This is a genomic window from Pedobacter sp. 01N310, from assembly GCF_056399805.1.
This window is the reverse complement of the sequence record NZ_JBFTSB010000002.1, coordinates 199996-221138: the sequence shown is the minus strand read 5'-3', so window position 1 is coordinate 221138 and position 21143 is coordinate 199996. Positions and strand designations below refer to the sequence as shown.

Sequence of the window (21143 nt, the reverse complement as noted above, 5' to 3'; positions counted from 1 at the left end):
TTGTAAATGTTTTTGCTTGGCGCATGGCGCTTGGCATTTATTTGCCATCCGCTTACGCAATTCTATTTTTTTGGCGTTTGGCGCATGGCGTTTTCCGCTACACGCTTATCGCCCTACGCTATTGCGCAAATTCCTTTTTCAGTTTACTTAAACCGCTGGCAATACTTGCATCAAATTGCTTATCGCCTACTTTTAATATAAAACCACCAATTAGTTTTTCGTTAATTTTTTCGTTAACAATAACCTGGTTAGCTTTTAATTCTCTTTTTACAATTTCAATAATCTGCTCTTTAGCTGCAGGGCTTAAAGCACTTGCAGTAGTTACATCAGCAGTCACAATACCTTTAATTAGGTTATATTGTTGTATAAACTGTTTTGCTGTAGCAAATAAAATCGCCGAGCGGCCTTTGCTTACAACAATCTTGAAAAACGAGATGGTTAGTTTACTTACTTTATCAGCAAAAATACCGTTCAAAATACCCGTCTTTTTATCTAAAGGTACAATCGGGTTTTTTAATATTGCTTCTAGTTCAGGGGTTTCATCAACCACTTGCTCAAACAAAACCATATCATTATAAGAAACCTCTAACGCGTTGTTTTCAACGGCTAGGTCTATTAATGATTTGGCGTATCTGCTTGCAACTTTAATTTCTGACATATCTTTTGGGTTGGCGTTTAGCGGTTAGCGTTTAGTACGCTATCGCTTTACGCAATACGCTTAGTTTAATTCAACGTCTTTTAACAAGTTAGCTACTAAAGTTTCTTGTTTTGCTTTATCATCCAATTGGGTACGTAAAACACGTTCTGCAATTTCTAATGATAATGAAGAAACCTGGTCTTTAACTTCAGCTAAAGCTGCTTTCTTTTGGTTCTCGATTTCGATTTTAGCTTTCTCGATCAGTTTAGCACCTTCAACCTGGGCTTGTTTTTTAGCTTCGTTTAAAATACCATCCTTTAAAGTTTTAGCTTCCTTTAAAATCTCATCACGTTCTGCACGAGCTTGTTGCATCAAATCTTGATTTTGGCTGGTTAAACGAGCCATTTCTTGTTTGGCTAATTCAGCTTTGTTAAGTGCCTCATCAATGCTTTGCTCACGTTCGTGAATAGCACCTAAAATAGGTTTCCATGCAAATTTTCTAAGTAATATCAATAAGCAGATGAACGATATTCCAGTCCAAAAAATTAATCCTATGCTTGGGGTTACTAAATCCATTTTATCTAATTTTTTTAATCTTAATCTCTTTAATAAGATTGGGTAAATAACCAATCGTTAAATACCCAACCTAATTTTTTCAGGTGAATTACTGAGGGTTGTTTCCTAATAATGCAACTACCACACCGAATAAAGCAGCACCCTCGATAAGGGCAGCAGCGATAATCATTGCAGTCTGAATTTTTGATGCAGCTTCTGGTTGACGAGCAATACCTTCCATTGCTTTACCACCTACTTGACCGATACCGATACCTGCACCGATTACTGCTAAACCGGCACCAATTGCCGCGATTGAACCTACCATAACTAATTTAATTTATATTAATTTGTAAAAAATAGTTTTCTATTAATGATGTTCTTCTACTGCCATACCAATAAACAAGGCAGTTAATAATGTAAAAATAAAGGCTTGTAAAAATGCCACCAACAATTCTAACACGTCCATAAATATTACGAATGCCACTGAAACAGGAGAAATCCAAGCCGTTTCGAAAATAAATATTAAGGAAATTAAACTTAATACGATAATGTGACCAGCAGTAATGTTTGCGAACAAACGAATCATTAAAGCGAAAGGTTTAGAAATGATACCAATTAATTCAACAGGAATCATAATCGGATATAACCACCAAGGCACATCAGGTGTTAAAATGTGTTTCCAGTAATATTTATTACCGTTGATATTAACAATAATCATAGTACCCAATGCCATTACAAAAGTCAAGGCAATGTTACCGGTTACGTTAGCACCACCTGGGAAAATCGGAATCAATCCCAACAAGTTGTTAAACCAGATAAAGAAAAATACGGTTAACAGGTAAGGCATAAATTTAGCATACTTATGACCGATGTTTGGCTTAGCAATATCATCCCTTACAAAAACAATGATCGGTTCGATTAAAGACTGTAAACCTTTTGGCGCCTTACCAACGCGTTTTTTATACGTCCTAGCGACTGAAATGAATACAATTAAAATAATCAAAATCGCCACGAACATCGCGGCAACGTTTTTAGTAATTGAGAAATCTAAAACAGACTTACTAGCTTCTTCATCGACCTTTCCATCAGCACCAACTACCTTTACATGATCTTCCTCTAAGCGATAGTTATTGTATTTACCATTATAATCATGTTCTCCATGATGGAAGTTACCAGAAGAGAAAACCTCCAGCCCGTTACTAGTGTACAAAATTACAGGGAGAGGCAATGAAGTATGCCCCCAAAGATGCCACATATGCGAATCGGCAATGTGTTCCATAATTACCTTAGTTGGCTCGAATTTTTCTTCACCATGCTTAGCAGCGCCATGCTCACCAGAAACTGCTTCGGCAGATCCGGCTACAACACTATCAACAGGAACAACAGCGCTATCAACCTGAGCGAAAGTATCAATTTTGATAGATAAAAACGCGATTAAAAGCGTAAAAACAACAATTAGTCTTTTAACTTTCGACACAAAAACTTGGTTACAATCCATTTATTGGCAGTTTTTTACTTTAAATTTTGGTGGCGCAAGTTACGTAACAAACAGTAAATTTCAAAGGCCGTAAACAATAAATATAAAGAAAAAAAATTAAGCAGAAATATTAGCCCAATCCCCTTCGCTTTTATACTGTAAATCAACACAAAAGCCATACAAAAAATCATCTTCACCGCAATTGATCCCATAATAGCCATTATACCTACTTCCGGATCACGTTTTATACCGATATCCACAAGCATATAAGCCACGTAAGTGATGCCGGCCAAAAAGCCAAACATCACCCAAAAGTTATTTACAAACAATTGTTTATCAGGAAATACGACAGGTAAAACGGCAATTACACCTATTAAAAGGCCTACGAAAATGAAATAGATACTGGTAAATTTGGCTAGAGTCAATGTATAATTTCTTAGCAGATAAAAACTTTTGCAAAGGTAAGGTTTTTAGTATCAAGTAAGTAGTGTGGGAGATAATTATTATGAAGGTTGGTTAACTGTTTAAATTGATTAATCGGTTAACTGAGGTAAATTGTTCTATTGCTGGATTGTTAAATTGCTTCATTGTTGGGCTCATCTCGTTCAACAATCTAACAATACAGCCATTTAGCAATTATTTAGTGGCCTGCCTAATGGCCTGGTATAATGCAATCCCCACCCCTGCCAAAGCAAAAGCAGCAGTAATTAAATTAGTTTTGCTGTTTCTGTACTCATCAATCTTATAGCCAATAAAAGTAAGCAGGCCAATGGTAGCAATCATCTGGAAGCCAATGGCCGAATATTTGGCGGCCGCATTTACCTTTTTCTTTGTATCTTCTTCTTTCGGATTTTCCATTTTTTAATGCAATAATTAAATTAACTTTGAATAATTAAAATTTGTTACCAAATAAAATATTTTTCTACATATATTGTTTATTGTATATCCACCTAAGAGATTTATCATACTTGAAAAATTACGCTAACAAAAACTTAAATCCCTTCTTCATCCTTATAAGTGTCCTCCTTATTTATGGCTGTGTCGCAAATAAAGATACAGCAGTAGATCGCAGGTTTCAAAACTTAACGGCAAGGTATAACTATATCTACAACTCCAATGTTTTACTAACCGAGTACAATGAGAGCCTATTACAAAGTTACGCCGATAATTATGAGAAAACCCTACCCGTTTACCTCGATCCAGAGCCGCAGGTAAATCTGGTACTCACACCAGGAATAGCCAATAAACAGCTTGATGAAGTAATTACAAAAGGACAAACCGTTATAAACGATAAAAGTTTCAGTAATTATATTGATGATGCCTATATGCTTTTGGGTAAAGCAAATTATTTAAAAGGCAATTATTTTATCGCATCAGAATATTTCGATTATACAGCAAAAACCTATAATAACGATTTAAAAACATTCATTATGGCGATGAACTGGAAAGCGCGTAGCCAAATGCAATTGAACAATATGGTGCTTGCCGATAAAATTATTGACACCATGTTGCGTGCCTCTGACGAGCTGAAGAAAGATCTGGCAGAACCTTTAGCCACTGCCGCTCAAATGCGTATTTATCAAAAACGCAATAAAGAAGCTATTCTTTTTTTAGAATCGGCAATTACGCTTCCGGCAGAAAAACAGCTGCGTATACGCTGGCGCTTTATCCTTGCCCAATTGCAGGAGAAAGAGAAAAATCTTCAGGATGCTTATGCCAATTTCACTAAGGTTGAAAAAAGCAACGCACCGTTCGAGATGTATTTTCATGCCAATTTAAACCGCATTAAACTAAGGGCATTGCTCAGTGGCGTAAAACTGAATAAGGAAGAACAGCTGCTTGCTTTGTTAAAAGATGATAAGAATTTCGATTATACCGATCAGATTTATTATCAGGTTGGAGAGCTCTTTTCTGCAGAAGGAAACTTTGTAAAAGCCGAAGAAAATTACCACAAATCAGTTGCAAAAAGCACCAGAAACCAAACTCAAAAGGCCTTGTCCTATTTAAGAATTGCCGACTTAAATTTTAAAGCGTTTAACAACTACATTAAAGCAAAACTGTATTACGATAGTACGGTGATGATTTTACCTAAAAACTTTCCTGACTACGACAACATTGTTAAAAAGGCCGATAACCTGAAATATTTAACTGATAGGTATACCATTATTGCCAAAGAACATACCGCCCAGGCTATTGCCAAACTTCCTGCAGGCGAGCGCGAGGCTAAGGTTAAAGCTTATTTAACACCTAAAGTTGAGGTGAGCAATACTGGAGGGGTAATCAGCAATCAATATTTAAATGATCCTGAATTCCCAAATCGATCGTTAAATGCTTCGAATAATACTGCGGGGAACACCTTTTACTTTAATAACAATGCTGCAATAAGCAATGGTTTTGGCGATTTCAAAAAACGCTGGGGCAACAGACAGCTGGAAGATAACTGGCGACAAAGCATCCGTTCATCAGCCCAGGAAACCAATCAGGTTTTGGCAGGAGGAAATGTAGCCACAGGAATAACGCCTGCAAATGGAGAAACGAATCAAACAGCTGCAGACCAAACCACATTAGAAAAACAGTTTTTGGATGGTTTGCCAACCACTCCCGCATTATTGGCTACCTCCGATCAAAAAATCATTGATGCTTATTTCGAAATCGCCAGCTTCTATCAACAAGAGCTAAACGACAAAGCGGAAGCAAATAAGATTTACCTGGAACTAATTAAAAGATATCCGGACAATAACCACTTAGTTGCCATTTACTACAGTTTACATCTAAATTACAAGGGTGTTGATGAAGTAAAATCAGATCAGTATAAACAATTGGTGCTCACTAAGTTCCCTGAATCTAATTTTGCAAAGAATATCTTAGATCCATCATACTCGGCCAAACAAACTGAAATGGAAAACATTGCCATTAACAACTACAATGTAGCCTTTGATGCTTATGCGAAAAAAGATTATCCAGGGGTAGTAAAACAGGCGGATGATAACATTACGGCTTTCCCTAACAATGATTTAGCACCACAGTATGCCTATCTAAAAGCAATTGCTGTCGGCCGCACCGCTAAGGTTGATGCGCTGCTTACTGAATTTAATTTGATTACCACGCTTTATCCAAACGATAAAATTATTACCCCATTGGTCCGCGATCATTTAAAATATATTGAGGCAAATTTGGAAGAGTTTAAACAACGGCCGCTTGCCCTTATCGATTTTGATCCAAATGCGCCACGTTTTGTAAGTCAGGCTACACCAATTGCCGTTCCAACAAAACCCTTAGTAACTGATAATGCCACTGTAAAAACAGCAGACCCTACCACTGTATCTAAACCTGTTGAGATTAAACCGGCCGATCCTAACAAACCGGTCAGCATTTTTAGTGCAGCTAAATCAGAAGAGTATTATTATGTGATCGATGTTGCCGACGCAACTTTAACCTTAAGTTCATCGCGTTTCGGAATAGGCCAGTTTAACCGTGGTAATTACCCCGATAATGATTTGGAACATAAATTGGTAGAGTTAGATAATGATCAGCTGATTTACATTACGAGTTTTATCGATCTTGAAGACGCCAAAATTTACGAATCAAGCATTACAGGCCAGTTAAAGAACATTATGAAAGTTCCAGCTAACTTATATAAAGGCTTTATCATCAGCAAAGAAAACTTCGAAAAGCTAACAGACCGATCGCGCATTAACGAGTACCTGGAGTTTTTAAAAGACAATTACAAATAAAGTAATATGGTTTAAGCTGGCGGAGAAAAACCTATTCTATAAAAAATTAATAAATTTGCATCCAAATCTTCTATTCTGGAGGTGATTGGAAAATAACAACACAAAATGAACAAGTCCCTTTCTGCACAAGAAACAAAAAGATATAGTTTAATCATCTGGAAAATACTAATCGGGGGAATTGCCCTGTTTGCTATTTTCATTTCGATGGTAGGCTTGGGCCTTTTTGGTGCGCTACCTTCTTTCAGGGATATCGAACATCCAAAAAGCAACCAGGCTTCAGAAATTATTGCCGAGGATGGCCGGCCATTAGGCACCTATTTTGTTCAAAACAGATCGAATGTTACTTATAAAGATATTTCGGAAAATGTAATCAACGGGCTGATCGCGACGGAAGATACCCGCTTTAAAGAACACTCGGGCATAGATTTCAAACGTACCTTCACCATTATCGGTTATAATTTAATCGGTAAAAAACAAGGTGCAAGTACCATTACACAGCAATTGGCAAAAAATCTTTTCCCTAGAGAATCGAACCTGAATTTTTTCTCGCTGGTGTTAACCAAGTTTAAAGAGTGGATTGTTGCCGTTAAATTGGAACGCAACTATACCAAGGAAGAAATTATTACCATGTATTTAAACACGGTTGATTTTGGTAACCAGGCTTATGGCATAAAATCGGCTGCCAGGGTTTATTTTAACACTACCCCTGATAAACTTACTTTAACAGAGGCTGCAACGCTTGTAGGGATGCAAAAAGGGATAACCATGTACTCGCCAACCCGTCACCCCGAACGATCAAGAGACCGCAGAAATACCGTAATGGCCATGATGGTTAAATCGGAGCTCTTAACCCAGCAAGAATTTGACGAGCAAAAAGAAAAACCTTTAAACCTGCATTTTAATGCGGCAACAGTTAACGATGGGATTGCACCATATTTCCGTTCGGTACTGAAGAATGATATTAAAAACATTTTTCAGGAGCAGTCGATTACCAAACCTGATGGCACACCTTACGATTTAGACCGTGATGGTTTGAAAATTTATACCACATTGAATTATGATATGCAGGTATACGCCGAAGAGGCGCAAAAAGAATATATGAAGATCTTACAGGCGCAGTTTATCGCCAGCTGGAAAGGCAGAAACCCTTTTAAGGATAAAGCTTTACAGATTGAACAGGGCATTAAAAGATCAGACCGTTATAAATCCTTAAAACTGGAAGGTAAATCAGACGATGAAATTAAAGATGATTTTAACACCAAAACAGAAATGAGCATTTTTACCTGGAAGGGTAATATTGATACGGTAATGAAACCGATCGACTCCGTTCGTTACTACAAAATGTTGTTGCGTAACGCTATGATGACCATGGACCCGACTAATGGACATGTGAAAGCATGGGTTGGGGGAATTAATTACGAACATTTTAAATACGATCAGGTTAAAATGGGGACCAGACAAGTGGGTTCGACCGCAAAACCGTTCACTTATGCCGTAGCAATTGAAAATGGTTATTCTCCTTGTTACACTGTGCCAAATGTACCAGTAACGATAGATGGCTATGGAGCACCATGGACGCCAAGAAATTCGGGTAAACCTCTACCGGGCAGCATTACTTTACAAAAAGCCCTGGCTTACTCTCAAAATTATGTTACCGCCTATTTAATGAAACAGGTTGGTCCTGTGGCCGTGTCTACATTAGCTACTAAAATGGGCATTCCTAATGTTCCGGCATTTCCATCTATTTGTTTAGGGACATTCGATTCGTCAATCTATAATATGGTAGGCGCTTATGGCGCTTTTGCAAACAAAGGAACCTATACCAAGCCGATTTATCTATTAAGGATAGAAGATAAAAATGGGGTGGTATTATTTTCACAAAAGGAAATACCAAAACCGATCATGAGTGAAGAGGTTGCTTATGTAATGACCAGAATGTTAAAAGGTGTAGTAACTAACGGAACCGGATCGAGGCTGAATTATAAATACAAAGTAAACGCACCTATCGGAGCTAAAACGGGTACTACCCAAAATAACTCAGATGGTTGGTTTATGGCCATTACTCCTCAATTGGTAACAGGTATATGGACTGGCTGTGAAGATAGGGCATTCCACTTTATCAGTACCAACCAGGGTGAAGGTGCCAATACTGCTTTACCAATTTTTGCTGGTTTTATCAAAAGAGTCTATGCCAATCCTGCGTTAAAAATCAGTCATGCGGATTTTGAGGCACCAAAATCTGGGGTTTCCATTACTTTTGATTGTAACCAATATCAACAACAGGAAGAAGGCGCAACAGAATTGGATGAGAAGTTGGGATTTTAATGCTTTGGGATTTGCGTGAAGGATAGCAGTGGAAATCCTTTTGTTGTCGCCTTGAGCGTAGCCGAAAGACAACAAAAGATTGTAACGGATAGCCTGACCCTTTTCCCGATCTTTCGGGATTGGGGCACGCCTAAATTATAAATTACACTAAACCGACGTCCACTTAATCAAAATTATCCCTCTCGAATCCTATTTTTGTAAATAATGAGCAGTTTCGACCATAAAACAGCATTAACCGCAATTCCGCATAAACCCGGTGTTTACCAATATTGGGACGCTGATGGAAAGCTCATGTATATTGGAAAGGCGAAGGACCTGCGCAACCGTGTGGGCTCATATTTTAATAGCGACAGAAACCAATTTAATGGCAAAACAAGGGTATTGGTATCCAAAATCCGTAAAATTACATTCACCATTGTTGATACCGAGATTGATGCCTGGTTACTCGAAAATAGCTTAATTAAAAAACATCAGCCAAAATTTAACATCAACCTAAAGGACGACAAAACCTATCCATGGATAATTGTTAAAAACGAAAATTATCCTCGGATTTACTGGACAAGGAAAGTGATTAAAGATGGTTCTACCTATTTTGGCCCTTATGGTTCGATAGGCATGATGCATACTATTTTGGATCTGATTAAAGAAACCTACCCCCTTCGTACCTGCAGCTTACCTTTAACAGAAAAAAATATAGCTGAAGGGAAATTTAAAGTCTGCCTGGAATATCAAATCGGCAACTGTAAAGGCCCTTGTCAGAATTACCAGACCGAAACGGACTACGATAAAAATATAGGTGAGATCAAAGAGATCCTGAATGGCAAAATCGGAAATGTAATCAGAGATGTTAAAGGGATCATTAAATCGGCATCAGAAAACCTGAACTTCGAACTGGCGCATCAATATGCAAGGAGATTAGAAGTACTGGAGAAATACCAGAGTAAATCTACTGTGGTAAATAGCGCCATTACCAATGTTGATGTGGTGAGTATTGCATCGGATGAACGTTATGCTTTTGTAAATTACCTAAAAGTGATGAACGGAACGATTATCCAGACGCAGACCATCGAAGTTAAAAAGCAATTGGATGAGAGTGATGACGAAATTTTAACATTGGCCATGTTAGAATTCAGAACGAAGTTCAGCAGCACCTCAAAAGAAATTATTGTTCCTTTTGAGCCTTCGTTAGAGGATGAAAGTTTAAAATTTACTGTACCTAAGCTCGGCGAAAAGAAAAAACTTCTGGAGCTTTCGCAGAAAAATGTATTGTTCTTCAAAAAAGAGAAACTTAATCAATACGAAAAATTAAATCCCGATTTACGCACCGATCGTATTTTAACGACCATGCAGAAAGATCTGCGTTTAACCCAGCTTCCAAAACATATAGAATGTTTTGATAACTCCAACTTTCAGGGGAAATATCCGGTTTCGGCAATAGTTGTTTTTAAAGATGCAAAACCATCGAAAAAAGACTACCGCCATTTTAATGTGAAAACGGTAGAGGGTCCTAACGATTTTGCGACCATGGAAGAAGCCGTTTTCCGTCGTTACAGGAGAATGTTGGATGAAAACCAGACGTTGCCTCAGCTCATCATCATTGATGGCGGCAAAGGGCAGCTTTCGTCGGCTCTGAAGAGTTTAAAGTTATTGGGCATAGAAAATAAAGTTACCGTAATTGGTATTGCCAAACGTTTGGAAGAACTGTTCTATCCTGGCGATTCCTATCCATTGTATCTGGATAAAAAATCGGAAACCTTAAAAGTGATCCAACAGCTACGTGATGAGGCCCACCGCTTTGGGATTACCTTCCACCGCAAGAAACGCGATCAAGGGACACTTAAAACAGAACTGGAGCAGATTGAAGGTATCGGCAAAACTACCGCGGATAAACTGCTAACCCATTTTAAATCGGTTAAAAAAATTAAAGAGGCTACCGAAAAGGAACTGGCAGAAGTATTGAATAAAAAACAGGTAATTACCTTGCTGACCCACTTTAAAGAAGCGTAAATCTGCGCCGTAAACGCCAACAGACCAGCGTGTAAAAATCTTAACACAATATTAATCTTTTCTTGGTATGCCTTAAATACTTTATCTATAAATTAGGACTGTTAATACAAGTAAACATCTATCCCTAATTTACATGAGTAACAACATCCTGGTTACAATTACCAAGCTTTTATTGGGTGTATTGTATTTTACCGAATCAGAAAGCCCTTTTAAAGCGGCTGACTGGGGTAAAGTCCCTCCTGCAGAACTATTGCAAAAAATTGCAGTTCAATACCATTCAACTCCATCCAATTTAAAACACCTGGATCACGCTGTATTTTTCAACCACCTCGTTTCAAAGGTAGATGCATCCGATGCATCTATGGTAGAAAATGCCCATAAAATAACAGCGTTTTATTCTTCATTAAAGCAAAACCTTTCCAACATACAGGTCATCAGATTAGAGGGTGCCAGTAGAATACCTGTTCTGATTACCGGCTATTTACAAGATGGCAACTGTGTAGTTATTGAAACATTTGCTGTCGAAACCTAAGCAATCAATCCCATCCATTAAATAATCCCAAACTAAACATGAAAGCATTAAAAAAATTAAGCTTACTGGCCGTCCTATGCCTTGGCCTCGCTGCCTGTAAAAAGGAAAACCAATTTCAACCTGAAACCAACTTATTCGAACAAAAATTAAACAGTAAAACCGCTACTGCCAGCACACAGGCTATTGCTGCAGGTTTTCCTGAAGATTTTGAATCTGGCACAAAAGGAAGTTATGCCACGGCATCAGTAACCTTAAGCAGTGGAAGCTGGAGCCTTAACGATGCCTTAATTGGAAACCTTGCTGCAGATGCAAAAAACGGCAGTCAATCAGTCCGAATACGCAATACCGGTATATTGAGTATGAATTTCGACGTAAACGGAGCTGATGTGGTAAGTATTGCCCATGCCAAATACGGTACCGATGCCAATAGCACCTGGCAGCTTTGGTATTCTACCAATGGTGGCTCAAGCTGGTTACAATCAGGCAGTACCATTACCAGTAGTACCACAACATTATCAACAGTAACCTTCAATACTGCAATTGTTGGGAATGTACGTTTTCAGATCCGTAAAATCAGTGGCGGTACTGCCCGCATCAACATAGACGATTTAAGTATTTCCACTGGCGATATAACCAATCCGCCTACCACACCAGGAGATAACAGTCATCTTTTAATGGGTAACCCAAGCAATGCTGTTGCCAGTACTTCTTATCCAGAAAATTACCTGATGGAACGCACTTATTATACACTTTCTTACAGCAAAACAAGGGCTACACCTAATTGGGTAAGCTGGCACATTGGATCATCTGATTTAGGTTCAACTCCTCGCCAAGACGATTTTAGAGCAGATAATACTTTGCCTTCTGGATGGTACCAAGTATCGAGCAGCAGCTATTCAGGTTCAGGTTTTGATCGTGGCCATAACTGCCCTTCAGCAGATAGAACAGCCTCTGTAGCCGCAAATTCTTCTACGTTCTTAATGAGCAACATGATGCCTCAGGCACCAAATAATAACCAAGGACCATGGGCCGATCTTGAAAACTACACCCGCTCGCTGGTAACAGCAGGTAACGAAGTATATGTTATTTGCGGTTCTTATGGATCGGGCGGTACAGGAAGCAATGGCGGCATCACTTATACTATCGACAATGGTAAAGTTAATGTACCTTCTAATACCTGGAAAGTTATTGTGGTATTATCCAACGGCAATAACGATTTAAGCCGTATTACCTCATCTACAAGGGTAATTACCGTAAATATGCCGAATACAAATGGTTTAAATACCAATTGGAAAACATATCGTACAACAGTTAATGCTGTAGAATCTGCAACTGGTTACGATATTTTATCAAATGTACCTGCAGCTATCCAAAGTGTAATAGAATCAACAACAGATAACCTATAAAATATTTTATCCTCAAAGAAAATTGGCATCATCAAACTGAGCCAGCTTAAGAATTAAAGATTGACTTATCTTCCCGTTCTTCTCAACTCTTTTGTTCGTAATGAGTGGATGTGGTGCAAACAAAAAAGCTCCGATTTTCATCGGAGCTTTTTCGTAATATTTAGTATTCCCAAAGACCTTGTTCGTAATCAAGAACTGATTTTTTAATCCTCTCTGATTCGTACAACCTTTCTCTAGGGTCGGTAATGATATCTCTGATCTTATTGTCACCAGGATTTGATTCTTTTACAATATAGCTGCTGAATAAGCGGCGGATAAAGAAATCATCGAAACTCAATGCTGAAGCATCGTTATTGGTATTGATTAAACGTTTCTTCGTTAAAATCTCTCTGGCCTCTGGATAGTACACCCAAAATACCGGTTGCCATTGTTTAGAAACCTCATTGTATTTTAATGGTGCAATACCTACAATACGGGGTTCGAAAACAGAACGTTTGGTATCGAAAATCCAGTCTTCTTTAATTCTGAATTTCAAGAATAACTCCGGATTAAAATCATTAACTACAGTAGTAACCGTTCCGGTTTTATTGTTCGAAACCTCTGCTGTTCCTAAAGCCGATTTGGAAGCAGAATCTGCCGACATTGGATTAAGAAAAGCATCATCTTCGTTCAACGCACTATCAATCGGCGAATACGCTGTTAGTTCGTCTTTCTTAATTGCGGCAATCAGTACATCAATTAATCGAGATTTAGGCGATTTTAAGGCTGAATTAACCGTATCACGTAAGTCAATTTCTCTCCAGATCCGTTTTGCATAAAAAACATCCTCTTCCCTCACATCAGCCAAAGGAACCATTTCAGTACTGTCAATGTCCTTACGGGCATAAAAACCATCTTTAGGTGGTACCTTAAGTTTCTTTTTAGCTGTTTTAACAGGGGCTTTCACCGTATCTGCCACAGGGGGTGCAGCAACTACTGGTGCAGCTTTCTTTGGTGCTAACTTGGTTGGCTTTTTTTGTGCAAAAGCAAACGTGGTTAACAACACTAAAATAGCAATACTTAAAATCCTTTTCATCTTCTTTTTATTTTACGCTAAACGCTAATGAAGGCAAAATTCTTTGACGACCATCTGGTCCTACAGAAACAATATCTTCAAAAAATACTCTTGTACCAGGCGTAATTGAGTTTATTGCACCCTTAACTGCACCCGCGAAACTTCCTCCACTACCAGGAATGGTAACAGCATCAGAACGAGGTTTTATAATGGTTAACTTATAACGTTGTATTTTAAACTTAACATCGAAAGGAAAATCATCCAGATCTGCTTCAATTTCAGTTTCGCTTTTTAGCTGTACTGAAGCTACATCACCTCCAGCGCGGCCACCAACCTTAGCTACCGGAGCAGGGATAGCTTTAACCCTGAATTTTTGTGAGCCTAAGCTAACCGTTTTACCAGCGTTATTTGCGGATACATTAATGGATACTTCTTGACCAACCATGCTTCCCGGAACGTTAACATTATAGTTTCCGTTACCACCAGACATTGAACCTCCTGAAATGGAAGCACGAACACTCTCTAATGGAAAACCTGCCGCCGATACCGTAAATGGATTAGCAATACCTGCATAAATTACATTCAGTTTGGTTGAGGAAACAGATGCTGAAGGTTTCGCTACCTGATAAGTTTGTGGTTGGGTTTTATATTCTTTTACCTGACCATCGGTTTGGCGAACACGAACGGTACCTACCCAGGTAAACTGGCCAACACTACTTGTACCACCGCTATAAGTTCCTTTACCATCTTTAACAGATAACTTACTTCCATTAACGGTAATATCAGGCGTTGATCTCGAATCGCTGGCTGTTAAAAATACCTCAGCAGTATACGGCTGACCTTGGATTACGTAAGAAGTAGGTGCTACTGCAACAGCTGCAAACTGATCCAAATTAACCTGTGCTTTATCCATATTTCCGAACAATTTTTTAACTACTTCTGCTTCAGCATTTTTAGTGTCTGTTTGCAGTTTGGTTAAAATTGTCATTGCAGCAGTTAATGGTGTTCCCTCACCAAAGTAAGTTTCCTGCCAGTTTCCTTTCCTTTTTCTTGCAGGATCTTTAGCTTCGAGAGAGAATGAAACATTCGCTCTATCAGCCGGGTCTAACAAAGAGATTAATTTTTCGCGTGTGGCGTTAATTCTCTTTTTCAACTCATCTGCTTTCTTTTGATTAATCATGATATTCTGTGCAATATCCTGATTTGATCTATTTACCAAATCTTCAGTTTCCGGATCGATTCCATCACCTGCCTGGGTAAATTCTTTTTTAATGCTTTCAATATAATTATTCAAATCATCAGCCGCCTTCTGTGCCTGTTTTGCCTTATCGTAAATTGGCTGTGCACGGGCTGGCTCTTCTTTCAACTTCGAATTTTCGAAGGCAGAAAATAACTGATTAATACTTGTATTTACATTGTTTTTAGAAGTATCCAAACTATCGTTGATATTTTTGAATGCATCTAAAATGGTATCTGATACGTTTAAGGCGAGCATAGCCAACAATACCAAATACATGATATTGATCATCCGCTGCCTTGTTGTTTCTTTTCCGCCTGCCATGTTTGATGTAGCTTTTCCTTTAAAAATTAAAAACTAAACAAATTATACACGTGGGCCGTTCATAGCCGATAACATATTGCCATAAATTGCATTAAGCGATGATAGGTTTTTAGCCAACTTATTCACCTCTTCTTTAAACTGTTTCGAATCTTCCATCGATTCGTTAAAGTTCTGCATGGTTAATGATAAGTTTGAATAGAATTTATTCATCGATTTTAGATGCGCGCTCGAATCTTGTAATTCTAATTCATACACTGCATTTAAAGCTGATAAATTTTTAGCCAAATTGTTAACCTGATCGTGATAAGCCTGAGAATCTACACTGCTCTCACCCATCGCTTTCAAATTAGCTGTAGCTTTATCAAAAGATGCACTTAAATTATCGAAACCAGCTGAAGCTGTTTTAATTTTGCCTGTAAATTCATTAGTTGCGGTAGATGCATCTGCAACATTAGAAATTGTTGCTACTTTATCACCAAAAGTACGCAAACCAGAGCCTAAGCTTTCAATCAATTCAGGACCGATTTTAGCATCTGATAACATTTTATCTAAGGCCGCCGTGTTCGATTCTGTTGCTGCAACCGGTCTTGCTGATGCAGTTGGTAATTCTCCTTTAAAATCTGGTTTTAATTCAGGATATACTCTTTCCCAAGCTGGTTCTGGCTCTGGTGGAAAAAACCCTGTTAAAAAGAATAAAATCGCCTCTATTCCAAGACCAAGCCCGATCATATAGCTACCTACAATTCCACCAATGTGTAGAATTTTAAATAACGCTCCGATAATTACAATACTTGCTCCCCATGAAATCGCTACGTGTAACCAGCCTGGTTGTTTCTTTGCTGCCATAAAATTTTGATGTTTTTCTTTAGTTTTTAGTTTGTTTGGTTTAATGTCTTAAGTCGGTACCAGGATAAGATGAAACGCATCTGAACCCAATGTATGATCTTTGTGTATCCTGATATTCGTATGTTGCTACAGCGTTTTGTAGAAAATAGCCTGTGTCTTTCCAGGAACCACCTTTTACTACTTTACGCTTTTTGTATTTGCTGTCCGTTGCGCCAGCATCATAAGTAAAATTCGGGTTCAAATCGTGCAATAATGGGCTTGCACCTTTATTGTACGCAGTTAATGTCCATTCAGAAACATTACCTGCCATGTTGTACAAACCATAATCATTAGGGAAATACGATCTAACACCTACGGTATAAATACCCCCGTCGCTCGAATAATCGCCACGACCTGGTTTAAAGTTAGCCTGTAAACATCCTTTTGTATTTCTAATATAAGGACCGCCCCACGGGTATTTGGTTTTGGTATTGCCACCTCTTGCTGCATATTCAAATTCAGTTTCGGCTGGTAATCTATAATCTGATCTGGATCCTGCAGGTAATTTTCTTGCTGTGGCAACTCCATCGTACAATCTTGTTCTCCAATGAGAGAATGCTTTTGCCTGTTCCCAGCTTACACCAACTACAGGATAATCATCGTAAGAAGGGTGGTTGTAGTAACCACGTACCATAGGATCGTTTTGTGAATAAGAATAATCTGTTTTCCATACCATGGTATCAGGATAAATAGCAACGTTATAACGATCGATATAATCCTGGCGTTTGCTGTTTGGGTCTTTATGCCCCAGAGCAGCTTTCTCCATATTTAATTCGGCATAAGAATATTCGAATTTACGAACATCTAATTCTTTTTTTCCAGGAAGTGCGTCTAAACCTGAGTAATACATCCCATCTAGTTGGCTCACTTGGGCTGCTGCTGCTCCTTTTCCTTTATTACGCCAAATGTTGGCACCGTTTGGTCCAACTTTCCTCCAATCGATGTACTTCTCTCCACCAACAGCATTTGCGGCATTTCCCTTTGGCGTAACCATAAATTGTTGAGGGTTGCCCATCATCACAATTGCAATTGAATCGCGTACCCAGTTGGTAAACTGGCGATATTCCGCATTGGAAATCTCGGTCTGGTCCATAAAGAACGCGCTAATGGTAACCATTTTACTTGGACCATTCTGAGAAAAGGTGATATCTTCATCCGAACCTCCAAGTGGGGTATGCCCTGGCGGCACATAAACCATTCCTAGTGGGATTCTATCGTTTTTAAATTTTCGGTTATAAGCACCAACCAGCTCGCCTTGACCGACATGGCCACAGCTTGCTAGCATTACAGTTATACCTACAATAGCTAGAAGGTAGATTTTCTTCATATTTTTTATAGTGTGCACAGCACGATTAGGAGCAATTTTATCAAAAATCACTGAAATTATCAACAAAAGCAAATATTTTACGTTAAATCATCACTCAAAGACAATTAAAGTTAGATTAACACGTCTCCAACAGCCTTATATTTTGTTCAAAAATATGCGTAACTCTCTTACTAACAGTAAAGTTACGCATTTATTGTATTGACTTAAAATAAATTATTTATCGTATTATTTATTAGATATTTTGATGTAATTCTCAATAGCCATCGTCATAGACGGAACACCCGGGGTTGGCGCAGCAATATCCACTATCAGGTCCATATCGGTACAAGCCTTACTCGTGTTAGTTCCAAAAGCAGCTATCCGTGTATTATTTTGTTTAAAATCGGGGAAATTTTTAAACAACGACTGGATACTTGACGGACTAAAAAATGCAATAACATCGTAGAATACTTCAGCTAAATCAGATAGATCGCTCACTACTGTCCTAAACAAAACTGCAGGGGTAAAATTATACCCACTTTTTTCCAAGAACTTCATCGTGTCTTCGGTAGCCATATCAGAGCAAGGATATAAAAACTTCTCGTTTGCATGCTTCTTTAGCACCTCTGCTAAATCTGCTGCAGTTTGTTTACCAAAAAAGATTTTACGCTTCCTATACTGGATATACTTCTGCAGATACAATGCAATAGTCTCAGACAGACAAAAATACTTCAGTTCTGCCGGCACTTCATAACGCATTTCTTCACAAATTCTAAAAAAATGATCTGCTGCATTACGGCTGGTAAAAATTACTGCCGTAAAATCGGCCAGGTTAATCTTATCCTTTCTAAAGTCTCTTGCGGGCACACCTTCAACATGAATAAAGGACCTAAAATCAACTTTTAAGTTGTGTTTTTTGGCCAAATCGTAGTAAGGAGATTTTTCTGTTTCAGGTTTTGGTAAAGTAACCAAAATACTTTTTACTTTGCGGATTCTAGAGTCGTTCTTTTCTTGCATTTTCCTTTTTCCTGCTACAGTCCTATCGTTTTAATTAGTATTAGGATAGGACATATTTCGAGGGCGCAAAAGTACAAAAATAAATGCATTCTAGAAAACTTATTATTAGAAAGTATCGTTATACCTGCCCGCAATAGCTGAAAAGCAAAAATAATGCCTAACAGTAAGAATGCCAACACGATATACACCCCGCCGTATTTAAGTGGCGATAAGGCGAAAGCAACTACTAAAGGAATAAATAGTAGGGATGCATTGAAGTAGCTGAGGTACAAAATTGAGATGTATTCGCCCACCGGTTTCTGTACATTAAACAGATACCCCAAAAAGCGTAAAAGAACCAGTTTGAGGGCATAAAAAACAATTATAGTAATCGATATACTAAAAAAGAACTTAAACCCATCTTTTGCCTGATACATATCATTCCACTGCGCTACCAGAAAAAAGAACATTCCAAAAACGAAACCAAACTGCACAAAAAGCAACAAAAATGGCCACGAACTAAACAGGTTATCTTCCTTGTTAATATTATTCAAAATCCTGTTGCTGAAAAACGATTGAACGATTGCCGATAATTGTTTCGAAAAAGCATTTTTTAGAATGGCAAAGATGATAAGCATGCCAAAAATAAATCCAAGCAAACCAACGTTGCCTTTTGGGATTTTTGTGCCCAATTGATAGGGATTTGCCTTTTTCTTTAAGTGCTGGTATTTCTTTTGCCAGGCCAGTAGATCGAGTTTAGGAAAAAGATATTCCTTTTCGATGGTATCAAGCAGAGCCCCCTTGTTAACTAAACTATCAGGAAGCACCCAGGTATGGTGAACAAGCGAATCGGTCGAAAATTTCTGTCTGGCGAGTGTTGCCGAATCGGGCCGGTATCTTCGATATTGATATTGATTTACAGCTACGCTATCTGTTTGAACAGGAATTTCTTGTGCTGCTACAAGATTAGCAGACCACACAAACGCGAACAAAAAGAAAATAAATTTCGGCATGCTGTAAATCAAAACTTAAGGATGCAAAAGTAGTCGAATAATCATGGTTTACCTAAAGAAAATAAATGGATTAATTAATAACTTTAGCAATAATGCAAAAATAGCACGCATTAAACAATGTCCAATTCAAAAAAGAAAACGCCAATATTCGGAATAACAACTGCGACTTCAGAAAAGCTAGATAAAAGGCGATGGAACAAAACTTTTAGAAGGATCGCAAAAATCCAGATTATTAAACAGAAAGAACTTCCACATAAAATTTCAGCGGTCACAAACGTTTGGGATGGAGATAAAGATGGGAAAAGACACTTAAAAAACTACAGTAGCAAAGAAATGCGAAAGTAGTTTCATTCATTTAACTAGTAACGCAGGTAAAGCTATTACTTTACAAAAGCAATAAAAAGTAAATATATAGCTTTACTTTCTTGTTATTCTAAAATTTATGCGACCGTTCAAACTACCTAACTAAATATTATGACAATAAAGAAAACCTAACTTCGCTATCTTTGCATCAATGTCCGGTATCTATATTCATATCCCTTTCTGTAAAAAGGCCTGTCACTATTGCGATTTTCATTTCAGCACTTCTTTAAAATATGCTGATGAAATGGTTGATGCGATCTGCAAAGAGATCAAAATGAAAAAAGATCGGATTGGCGGACAGGTTGGAAGCATTTATTTTGGCGGCGGAACACCCTCTATTTTATCGCAGGCAGCTTTACAAAAGATTTTCGATGCCATTGACCACACTTTTTCTGTTGATGCAAATGCTGAAATTACCATCGAAACCAATCCAGATGATTTAACCGCCCAGAAATTAAAAGAACTGAAACAATTGCCCGTTAACCGCTTTAGTGTGGGCATACAGTCTTTTTATGATGAAGATCTGACCTGGATGAACCGCGCGCACCGGGCCCAAGAAGCGGAAGATTGTATCAGAAGAAGTCAGGATGCTGGTTTTGAAAACCTAACCCTCGATTTAATTTATGGCTATCCTTTACTCACCGATCAAAAATGGTTAAGTAATATCCAAAAAGCAATTGAGCTGGAGGTTCCGCATATTTCGGGATACGCGCTAACGGTAGAACCTCGGACAGCTTTAGCCCACGCCATCAAAAATAAAAAACAAACTCCCGTAAACGATAACCAAAGCGCCGCTCAGTTTGTAATTTTGATGGATAAACTTGTTGATGCAGGTTTTGAACACTATGAAATTTCGAATTTTGCTAAACCCGATCATTATGCAGTGCATAACACCAATTACTGGAAGGGAATAGATTATATTGGCATTGGCCCATCGGCACACGGTTTTAATGGCCAAAACCGCTATATGAACCCTGCCAATAACGCGTTGTATATGGAAACGTTAGGCCATAACAAGCTTCCTGAAATTGTTGAAGAACTGAGTTTAAACGACAGATTTAACGAGTACATCATGACTTCGTTAAGAACGATGTGGGGAACTGATTTACAAAAAATAAATACCGATTTCGGGAAAGATTTTTTAGCGGAAACAAAACACAACCTAAAAAATTTCGAGGATAAAGACTGGCTGATCATTGATGGGGATAAAATTTGTTTAAGTCAAAACGGAAAATTATTTGCCGATCATATTGCTTCGGAATTGTTTATTGTAGGAGATGAATGAGTGAATT

19 protein-coding genes are annotated in these 21143 nt (G+C 38.2%); 7 read left to right on the top strand and 12 right to left on the bottom strand.

All coding sequences use genetic code 11. The features are described from left to right. Positions 1-118 precede the first annotated feature (118 nt). The 6 genes from atpH to AC1DNH_RS06505 all read right to left on the bottom strand — a co-directional run bounded on the left by atpH (position 119) and on the right by AC1DNH_RS06505 (position 3527). A complete protein-coding gene (atpH, locus tag AC1DNH_RS06530; RefSeq protein WP_477585235.1) occupies positions 119-658 on the bottom strand; it encodes an ATP synthase F1 subunit delta in 540 nt (179 codons plus the stop codon). 60 nt (positions 659-718) lie between these two features. Next, positions 719-1213, bottom strand: a complete 495-nt coding sequence (locus AC1DNH_RS06525; RefSeq protein WP_057931912.1) for a F0F1 ATP synthase subunit B — start codon at positions 1211-1213, stop codon at positions 719-721. An 88-nt stretch (positions 1214-1301) separates the two neighbouring features. Then, a complete protein-coding gene (atpE, locus tag AC1DNH_RS06520) occupies positions 1302-1517 on the bottom strand; it encodes an ATP synthase F0 subunit C (protein ID WP_056087863.1) in 216 nt (71 codons plus the stop codon). Between the two features lie 42 nt (positions 1518-1559). Beyond that, a complete protein-coding gene (gene atpB / locus AC1DNH_RS06515; RefSeq protein ID WP_477581480.1) occupies positions 1560-2690 on the bottom strand; it encodes a F0F1 ATP synthase subunit A in 1131 nt (376 codons plus the stop codon). A 14-nt stretch (positions 2691-2704) separates the two neighbouring features. Beyond that, positions 2705-3094, bottom strand: a complete 390-nt coding sequence (locus tag AC1DNH_RS06510; RefSeq protein ID WP_477610236.1) for a hypothetical protein — start codon at positions 3092-3094, stop codon at positions 2705-2707. A 211-nt stretch (positions 3095-3305) separates the two neighbouring features. Next, positions 3306-3527 carry an AtpZ/AtpI family protein gene (locus AC1DNH_RS06505; RefSeq protein ID WP_477581484.1) on the bottom strand — a complete coding sequence of 74 codons (222 nt, stop codon included), beginning with the start codon at positions 3525-3527 and terminating at the stop codon, positions 3306-3308. 110 nt (positions 3528-3637) lie between these two features. Here AC1DNH_RS06505 and porW point away from each other — a divergent pair, with 110 nt between their 5' ends. From porW to AC1DNH_RS06480, 5 genes are all read left to right on the top strand, one after another. Further along, a complete protein-coding gene (gene porW / locus AC1DNH_RS06500; RefSeq protein ID WP_477581486.1) occupies positions 3638-6403 on the top strand; it encodes a type IX secretion system periplasmic lipoprotein PorW/SprE in 2766 nt (921 codons plus the stop codon). A gap of 105 nt (positions 6404-6508) precedes the next feature. Further along, positions 6509-8728, top strand: a complete 2220-nt coding sequence (locus tag AC1DNH_RS06495; protein ID WP_477625266.1) for a transglycosylase domain-containing protein — start codon at positions 6509-6511, stop codon at positions 8726-8728. Positions 8729-8932: 204 nt separating this feature from the next. After that, positions 8933-10735, top strand: a complete 1803-nt coding sequence (uvrC, locus tag AC1DNH_RS06490) for an excinuclease ABC subunit UvrC (protein ID WP_477581489.1) — start codon at positions 8933-8935, stop codon at positions 10733-10735. A 133-nt stretch (positions 10736-10868) separates the two neighbouring features. Further along, positions 10869-11267: a nuclease A inhibitor family protein gene (locus AC1DNH_RS06485; protein ID WP_477581491.1), complete on the top strand. Its 399-nt coding sequence runs from the start codon at positions 10869-10871 to the stop codon at positions 11265-11267. Positions 11268-11305: 38 nt separating this feature from the next. Next, positions 11306-12673: a DNA/RNA non-specific endonuclease gene (locus tag AC1DNH_RS06480; RefSeq protein WP_477608507.1), complete on the top strand. Its 1368-nt coding sequence runs from the start codon at positions 11306-11308 to the stop codon at positions 12671-12673. A 160-nt stretch (positions 12674-12833) separates the two neighbouring features. Here the strand turns inward: AC1DNH_RS06480 and porN are convergent, their stop codons facing one another. The 6 genes from porN to AC1DNH_RS06450 form a co-directional block, all read right to left on the bottom strand. After that, entirely contained in the window at positions 12834-13748 is a 915-nt protein-coding gene (gene porN / locus AC1DNH_RS06475) for a type IX secretion system ring subunit PorN/GldN (RefSeq protein ID WP_477608505.1), read from the bottom strand. Positions 13749-13755: 7 nt separating this feature from the next. Further along, positions 13756-15288 carry a type IX secretion system motor protein PorM/GldM gene (gene porM / locus AC1DNH_RS06470; RefSeq protein WP_215132251.1) on the bottom strand — a complete coding sequence of 511 codons (1533 nt, stop codon included), beginning with the start codon at positions 15286-15288 and terminating at the stop codon, positions 13756-13758. Positions 15289-15330: 42 nt separating this feature from the next. After that, the gene (gene porL / locus AC1DNH_RS06465) at positions 15331-16134 is read right to left on the bottom strand and encodes a type IX secretion system motor protein PorL/GldL (protein ID WP_477583972.1); all 804 of its coding nucleotides are present in this window, start codon (positions 16132-16134) and stop codon (positions 15331-15333) included. 40 nt (positions 16135-16174) lie between these two features. Further along, positions 16175-17500, bottom strand: a complete 1326-nt coding sequence (gene porK, locus AC1DNH_RS06460) for a T9SS ring complex lipoprotein PorK/GldK (RefSeq protein WP_477608503.1) — start codon at positions 17498-17500, stop codon at positions 16175-16177. A gap of 225 nt (positions 17501-17725) precedes the next feature. After that, positions 17726-18496, bottom strand: a complete 771-nt coding sequence (locus tag AC1DNH_RS06455; protein ID WP_029274186.1) for a uroporphyrinogen-III synthase — start codon at positions 18494-18496, stop codon at positions 17726-17728. A 14-nt stretch (positions 18497-18510) separates the two neighbouring features. After that, the gene (locus AC1DNH_RS06450) at positions 18511-19488 is read right to left on the bottom strand and encodes a DUF4271 domain-containing protein (protein ID WP_477582971.1); all 978 of its coding nucleotides are present in this window, start codon (positions 19486-19488) and stop codon (positions 18511-18513) included. Positions 19489-19605: 117 nt separating this feature from the next. Between AC1DNH_RS06450 and AC1DNH_RS06445 the strand changes: the two genes are divergently transcribed. Both AC1DNH_RS06445 and hemW read left to right on the top strand, forming a co-directional pair. Next, on the top strand, positions 19606-19833 hold the full coding sequence (locus tag AC1DNH_RS06445) for a hypothetical protein (protein WP_477582973.1): 228 nt from the start codon (positions 19606-19608) through the stop codon (positions 19831-19833). Between the two features lie 169 nt (positions 19834-20002). Continuing rightward, positions 20003-21136: a radical SAM family heme chaperone HemW gene (gene hemW, locus AC1DNH_RS06440; RefSeq protein WP_477582975.1), complete on the top strand. Its 1134-nt coding sequence runs from the start codon at positions 20003-20005 to the stop codon at positions 21134-21136. Positions 21137-21143 lie beyond the last annotated feature (7 nt).

Excerpts from the sequence above, each read along its gene's own strand:
- atpH (WP_477585235.1), bottom strand. The coding sequence starts at position 658 with ATGTCAGAAATTAAAGTTGCAAGCAGATACGCCAAATCATTAATAGAC.
- AC1DNH_RS06525 (WP_057931912.1), bottom strand. The coding sequence starts at position 1,213 with ATGGATTTAGTAACCCCAAGCATAGGATTAATTTTTTGGACTGGAATA.
- atpE (WP_056087863.1), bottom strand. The coding sequence starts at position 1,517 with ATGGTAGGTTCAATCGCGGCAATTGGTGCCGGTTTAGCAGTAATCGGT.
- atpB (WP_477581480.1), bottom strand. The coding sequence starts at position 2,690 with ATGGATTGTAACCAAGTTTTTGTGTCGAAAGTTAAAAGACTAATTGTT.
- AC1DNH_RS06505 (WP_477581484.1), bottom strand. The coding sequence starts at position 3,527 with ATGGAAAATCCGAAAGAAGAAGATACAAAGAAAAAGGTAAATGCGGCC.
- AC1DNH_RS06495 (WP_477625266.1), top strand. The coding sequence starts at position 6,509 with ATGAACAAGTCCCTTTCTGCACAAGAAACAAAAAGATATAGTTTAATC.
- uvrC (WP_477581489.1), top strand. The coding sequence starts at position 8,933 with ATGAGCAGTTTCGACCATAAAACAGCATTAACCGCAATTCCGCATAAA.
- AC1DNH_RS06485 (WP_477581491.1), top strand. The coding sequence starts at position 10,869 with ATGAGTAACAACATCCTGGTTACAATTACCAAGCTTTTATTGGGTGTA.
- AC1DNH_RS06480 (WP_477608507.1), top strand. The coding sequence starts at position 11,306 with ATGAAAGCATTAAAAAAATTAAGCTTACTGGCCGTCCTATGCCTTGGC.
- porN (WP_477608505.1), bottom strand. The coding sequence starts at position 13,748 with ATGAAAAGGATTTTAAGTATTGCTATTTTAGTGTTGTTAACCACGTTT.
- porM (WP_215132251.1), bottom strand. The coding sequence starts at position 15,288 with ATGGCAGGCGGAAAAGAAACAACAAGGCAGCGGATGATCAATATCATG.
- porL (WP_477583972.1), bottom strand. The coding sequence starts at position 16,134 with ATGGCAGCAAAGAAACAACCAGGCTGGTTACACGTAGCGATTTCATGG.
- porK (WP_477608503.1), bottom strand. The coding sequence starts at position 17,500 with ATGAAGAAAATCTACCTTCTAGCTATTGTAGGTATAACTGTAATGCTA.
- AC1DNH_RS06455 (WP_029274186.1), bottom strand. The coding sequence starts at position 18,496 with ATGCAAGAAAAGAACGACTCTAGAATCCGCAAAGTAAAAAGTATTTTG.
- AC1DNH_RS06450 (WP_477582971.1), bottom strand. The coding sequence starts at position 19,488 with ATGCCGAAATTTATTTTCTTTTTGTTCGCGTTTGTGTGGTCTGCTAAT.
- AC1DNH_RS06445 (WP_477582973.1), top strand. The coding sequence starts at position 19,606 with ATGTCCAATTCAAAAAAGAAAACGCCAATATTCGGAATAACAACTGCG.
- hemW (WP_477582975.1), top strand. The coding sequence starts at position 20,003 with ATGTCCGGTATCTATATTCATATCCCTTTCTGTAAAAAGGCCTGTCAC.